General features: G+C 64.8%; 1 protein-coding gene. It reads left to right on the forward strand.

Features of this window, described 5'->3' with window-relative positions:
- On the forward strand, positions 1 to 364 hold a 364-nt coding region (locus ACL9RJ_RS33240), incomplete at both ends, for an OprD family outer membrane porin (protein ID WP_146049158.1).

The following is a 364-nucleotide window of genomic DNA, read 5'->3' on the forward strand; positions in this document are numbered from 1 at the left end:
AAATCCGGCTTCACCCAGGGCACGGTCGGCTTCGGCCTCGACGTGCTCGGCAGCTTTTCCCAGAAGCTCGACGGCGGCAAAGGCACCGGCGGTACCCAGTTGCTGCCGCTGGACCGTGACGGACGTCCGGCCGACAACTTCGGTCGCCTGGACGTGGCCTTCAAGGCGCGGATTTCCAGGACCGAACTGAAGGTCGGCGAATGGATGCCGGTACTGCCCATCCTCCGCTCGGACGATGGCCGCTCGCTGCCGCAGACCTTTCGCGGCGGCCAGCTCACCTCGAAGGAAATCGACGGCCTGACGCTCTACGGCGGCCAGTTCCAGAAGAACAGCCCGCGCAACGATTCGAGCATGACCGATATGT

It is taken from the genome of Pseudomonas sp. Mn2068 (genome assembly GCF_049319725.1).
Taxonomy (GTDB): Bacteria; Pseudomonadota; Gammaproteobacteria; order Pseudomonadales; family Pseudomonadaceae; genus Aquipseudomonas; species Aquipseudomonas gingeri.